Source organism: Oscillochloris sp. ZM17-4, assembly GCF_019599295.1.
Classification (GTDB): Bacteria; Chloroflexota; Chloroflexia; order Chloroflexales; family Chloroflexaceae; genus Oscillochloris.
This window is the reverse complement of record NZ_JAIEWN010000036.1, coordinates 1-5,162: the sequence shown is the minus strand read 5'-3', so window position 1 is coordinate 5,162 and position 5,162 is coordinate 1. Positions and strand designations below refer to the sequence as shown.

At 64.9% G+C, this 5,162-nt stretch carries 3 protein-coding genes and 1 pseudogene; all 4 read right to left on the bottom strand.

Annotated features, from left to right (window positions below; translation table 11 throughout):
• Positions 1-33: 33 nt before the first annotated feature.
• Complete coding sequence (locus tag K2Z83_RS20785; RefSeq protein WP_220597108.1) at positions 34-1,146, bottom strand: hypothetical protein; 1,113 nt, start codon at positions 1,144-1,146, stop codon at positions 34-36.
• 148 nt (positions 1,147-1,294) lie between these two features.
• Entirely contained in the window at positions 1,295-3,478 is a 2,184-nt protein-coding gene (locus K2Z83_RS20780; RefSeq protein ID WP_220597107.1) for an ATP-binding protein, read from the bottom strand.
• Between the two features lie 177 nt (positions 3,479-3,655).
• Complete coding sequence (locus tag K2Z83_RS20775; protein ID WP_220597106.1) at positions 3,656-4,336, bottom strand: response regulator transcription factor; 681 nt, start codon at positions 4,334-4,336, stop codon at positions 3,656-3,658.
• Between the two features lie 295 nt (positions 4,337-4,631).
• Positions 4,632-5,162 (bottom strand): annotated as a pseudogene (locus K2Z83_RS20770) (arginine decarboxylase); the annotation flags it as partial.

Sequence of the window (5,162 nt, the reverse complement as noted above, 5' to 3'; positions counted from 1 at the left end):
ATTGCTATTGCGCCCGTACGAAGTAGGGGAAGCCTACGTGTCGGACTGCGCGCCGCGCTGGCCGCTGAGCTTCCAGATCAGGTTGCCCAGAGCCGGGCCGAACCGGTTGATGAAGCGCTGGCGGTCGCGCCCAGCGTCATACATCTGGCGGGCCAGCTCCTTCACCTGCGTGCCGTCGCCCGGCTCGCCTGCCGCCCCGGCGTGAACCACCTCGAAGCGCACATCGTCCAGGTTAAAGGTCGCCGCCACATCCACTAGCTGTGGCACCGACTCGTAGGGCGGCTCAAGGCGCACGTGGGCGCGCACAAACACCCCCTGGTTGCGCGCCGTCGTCACCGCCTGGCGCACCCGGCCGCGCACATCGACCGACTCAAAGACGCTGGCCGCCCGAAGGTGGAGCGTGATCGCCTCGCAGCCGGCCCGCGCCATATGCGCGCTGAGCGCCTCATCGAGCTGATCGGCGTCGGCGCTGGCCTCCCAGCCGATATTGAGCCCGGCGTCGCACAGGCGGGTCAGCAACTCCACGAGCCACGCCCGGTCTGCCGTGATCGATACATCGGGGAAGAGGTAGTGGCGCAGGCCAAACTCGTGCGAGACACTGCGCAGCTCGGCGACGATCTGCATCGGCGAGCGCAGGGCGATCTTCCCGCCCCCCGAGGGGTCGAGCCCCGCGACGAGCACGATCGTCTGGAGCTCGCCGCCGATCGCCCGCATGTCATAGCTCTCCAGCGAGAGCAGGTGCCGCGCGGGGAAGGGCAGATCATCGATCGACGAGATCTCAGCGGGCGGTGCGACCGGCCCTGCGGGGCCGCCGCGCTGGCGGTCGATCCACTGGATGACACCGCTACAGATCTGATTCGCATCAAGGCTACCGCGACTCATCTGCACGGGCAGCACATGCAGATGCTGATCCTCGTGCAGCGCCTCCACCGCCGCCGCGAGCATCTCAGGCTGCTCGCCAGCCACAACCAGCACCTGCGGGCGAAATGAGCGCAGCGGCTGGAAGGCCGCGCTCAGCGGCGACTCTGGGTCAAGCGCCAGATCATAGATCCGCACAATATGACGCCGCTGCTCCAGCAGGGTCGCAATATATGCCAGCGCCAGAGGAGGCGCCGGCAGCTTGCCAATGCAAGGGAGTGCAATCAACGCAACATTCACACGCGAACCTCACTCTCGGAAGGGTGACTCCGCAGCCGCCCGTACCAGATAAACGTAGGTCTTCTCGTTCTCAGATCGCGCCACGCCGCCGATCTCGCCCCAATAGCCAGCGCATCATCTACAATCTGCAATCGCACTATGGCGCAACCGGCTCGCTAATCAGCTGCTCGCGCCGCACCAGTGGGATCGTAAAGTTAAAGCTGCTGCCCTTGCCGAGCTCGCTATCCACCCAGATCCGCCCGTTGTGCCCCTCGATAATCTGCTGGCAGATCGAGAGGCCCAGCCCAAGGTGGACGCCATGCTTCGACGAGTTGTGCTCAAGCCGGTAGAAGCGGCTGAAGATCTTCTCACGCTGGTCCGGGGCAATGCCGACGCCCGTGTCAACAACCTGCACCAGCACCTCCTGCTCGCGAACCTGCGCGCTCAGCCGGATGTGCCCGCCCGCCGGGGTAGCCTTCATCGCATTCTCGATCAGGTTTGTCACCACCTGACCGATACGCCCGCTATCGATCAGCAGCTCGGGGATAGTGTCGGGGACATCGGCGTCCACGCTGAGCTCAAACTGCTCGGCCTGGATCTGAAAGCGCGCGCTCGCGTTCAGCAGCAGGTCGGTCAAGTTCGCCCACTGCGGCTGGAGGCGCAGCCGCCCGGCCTCCAGGCGGTTAAACTCAAGCAGCTCGGTGATCCGCCCCTTCAGTGCATCGGCCTGGTTGTCGGCGAGGCCGAGGAACTCTTGCTGGAGCTCATTGAGCGGCCCAGCCTTGCCCTGGAGCACCACCTTCAGGAATCCATTCAGCGTATTCAGCGGATTGCGCAGCTCGTGCGAGACCATCGAGATAAACTCGACGCGCTGGCGCTCCTGCTGCTTATGGTCAGTGATATCACGCAGGATGATCGCCACATAGCTCTCATCATCATCGGCGGTCCGCACGAGCGAGGCGAAGATCTGATAGGCGCGCTCGTAATCGTCCTCGCCAAACTGAAGCTCGTGCTCGATCATGGGCACGCCCTCATCGCGCAGATCACGCGTGATCTGGTCGAGGGCGTCGCGGAGGTTACCTCCGAGCGAGTCGCTCTGTTGGAGCGCCTGGTAGGCCACCGGGTTGGCCATCACCATCGCGCCCTGAACATCGACCACGATCAGGCCGTCACCGATATCGCGTAGCACCGCCTGGAGCATAGCCTGCTGGCGGCCGAGGCGCGTATGCAGCTCGGCGTTATGGATGGCCACGCTGGCCTGGATGCTGAACGAGGTCAGGTGGCGGGCCTCGGTGGGCGTGAAGGCGTGACGCTGCGTGCTGACCACCGTCAGGGCGCCGAGCACCTGGCCTGCCGGGTCGATCAGGGGCACGCTAAGGGCCGACATGGCCCCGCAGCGCTGCACCTCGCGCCAGTCACGGTCGAGCAGGGCGTCGCCCACCACCACCGGGCCGCGGGTGCTGACCACGCGCTGGGCGAGGGGCTCGGCCCAGCAGCTCGGCTCCACCCCGTCGAGGCCGATCGTGCGGTGGGTGAAGCCTGCGCCGCTCACCAGAGTCAGCCCGGCGGCGCTCACCCGCGGTGTGCCGAGCATCTGCATCATGCTATCGAGGATCTGGCTCAGCACATCATCGAGGCTGAGCGAGCCGGTGATCGCCCGCAGGCTCTCCTCCAGAGACTGCTGGCGGCGAATGCGCACGCGCAGATCCGTATTGATACTATCGAGCTCGGCCACCCGCGAGTCGTGATCAGCGCGCAGCTGAGCCATCTGGGCGTGCAGCTCATTGGCCTGGCGCAGGCGGCGCTCGCCGAGGATGAGCAGCAGGATGACAAAGAGGCAGCTTCCGCCAACCAGCCCCCAGTAGGCCAAGGCCTGCTCAGTCGAGAGGCCATCGATCCCACGGCCGACGATATAGGTCGCCGAGAGGTAGAGCGGGCCGAGGAGAGCCGGGACCAAGATCACCGACAGGAATCGGCGCCGGTAGTGGATGGCCTTCATCCCCAGCACCGTATAGATCGGGAAGATGCTCAGGGTGAAGGGGCCGACCGAGAGGAGCAGCCATATGGCGAGGAAGACATCGCCCAGAACCGACGCGAGCAGCAGCGTGGTGACGCGCCGCTCGTGGTGGCCCGACCGCGCGTAGCGCAGGGCCACCAGCAGAAACAGATTGAACGCCGCGTAGATGATCAGCCCGATGGCTGAGATGCGGTCGAAGGACAGCCGCACAAACCACCACGAGAGCGCAAGGACGGGGAGCGGCAGCAGCACGCGCAAACCGTCGCGAATATTTGCGCGCAGCCAGGGCTCAGCCCGCGCAAGAAGCGTATCGGTCGCAGCCATGACCAGCATTCTCCGTGCTACCGCTTGTGTTCTTGGCGACGTGATGCCGAGAGGGTATGATGCTGGGATGACCCATGATCCAGCGCGGTAGGTGTGCTTTGAGAGCGGGCGTACTCAGATCATGCCGCGGCGACGCTCGCGGCCACACCGGCTCGACGCGGCGCAGGGTGCAACGCGTCAAGCCTCAAACTTATACCCGAGGTTGCGCACCGTGATCACGTGGCGCGGGTGCTCGGGGTCTTTCTCGACCTTCGTGCGTAGGCGGCGGATATAGACCGCCACCAGATTGCTCTCGCCCTCGTAATCATAGCCCCAGACCTTGCTGAGGATCTGGCTGATGTTAAGGATGCGGCCCGAGTTCTTCATCAGGTAGTAGAGCAGCCGAAACTCAAGCGGGGTCAGCTCAACCGCCCGACCGTCCGAGAATAGCACCTTGTGCTCCACCGGGTCAAGCGTCAGATCGCCCTGGCTCAGGCGCGACGACGGGTTCAGCATATCGCTGTTGCGCCGGCGCAGCACCGCCTCGACGCGGGCGAGCAGCTCGGAGGGCTCATAGGGCTTCACCAGATAGTCGTCGCCGCCTATCTGGAGGCCCATGACCCGATCCTGGAGCTGAGAGCGCCCCGACAGGAAGATGATCGGCACATCAGAGTTGCGGCGGATCTGACGGCAGATATCAAAGCCGCTCGACTTCGGCATCATCACATCAAGCAGGATCAGGTCCGGGTTGTTCTGCTCGACAGCCTGGAGAATGCTCTGAGCATCATAGGCCTTCACCACGCGATACCCCGCCTCTTCAAGCACAAACGACGTCAGCTTTACGCTCGGGATATCGTCGTCGGCTACCAGAATATGCATACAGCTGCTCCTTAAAATCCCCGCCTGACCTTCATCTCCACACCTCAGACGCCATCAGGACAGCGCGCGCATGCCCGAGGAGCGCACCGAGGCGCGACCTAGATTTCACATACCACACTACCATCTGAACGAGAACTTGTGGTTGGTTTGAGCATAGAAGGGCTAACACCTATTTCTAACTCCCAATTCTATCAGAAAGTTACGTCCTCTGCCAGAGTCAGCGTGGCGCGCACAGAAAGGCGCGGGGCGGATATACCGCCCCGCGCCGCAAGCGTGATCGCCTGGGGGATCCGCCCTAGCGCACCCGCGCCACGCGATCGCGCATCCTGCGGCGGGCGGCGACGGCGGCCAGCGGCACAGGCCGCAGATCCGGCGGGGAGGAGGGTCGCTCAAAGGGCAGGGGCACCGCCATATGCTGGGGCGAGTAGCCGAGCAGCCGCATGATCGTCGCCTGATCCTGCTGGGGCACATGGCGCGAGCGCAGCCGCCCGGCCACCTCGTGGAAGATCACTCGCGCCGGCTCGGGGCTGAGGCAGTGGTGCGCCCCGCCGCGCCCAGAGATCATCTGCTGGTAGGCGCCCACCCCACAGATCGCCAGCACCAGGCCCGCGCCCATATCGGGCAACATCAGGGGCGGCTGGTCGGGCCGCGGGTAGACATCGTCGCTGTCGCAGGTGCGCCGGCCGGCCAGGCGCACCGGCCGCACCGGGCGGTCCCAGCCGTTCAGCGGCACAATCACAAACTCCTGGCCCTCCACCAGGATGCTGTCGGGCAGGTTCACCATCATGCTGCTGTTGACCAGGTACCAGTCGGGCTCGCCGGGCTG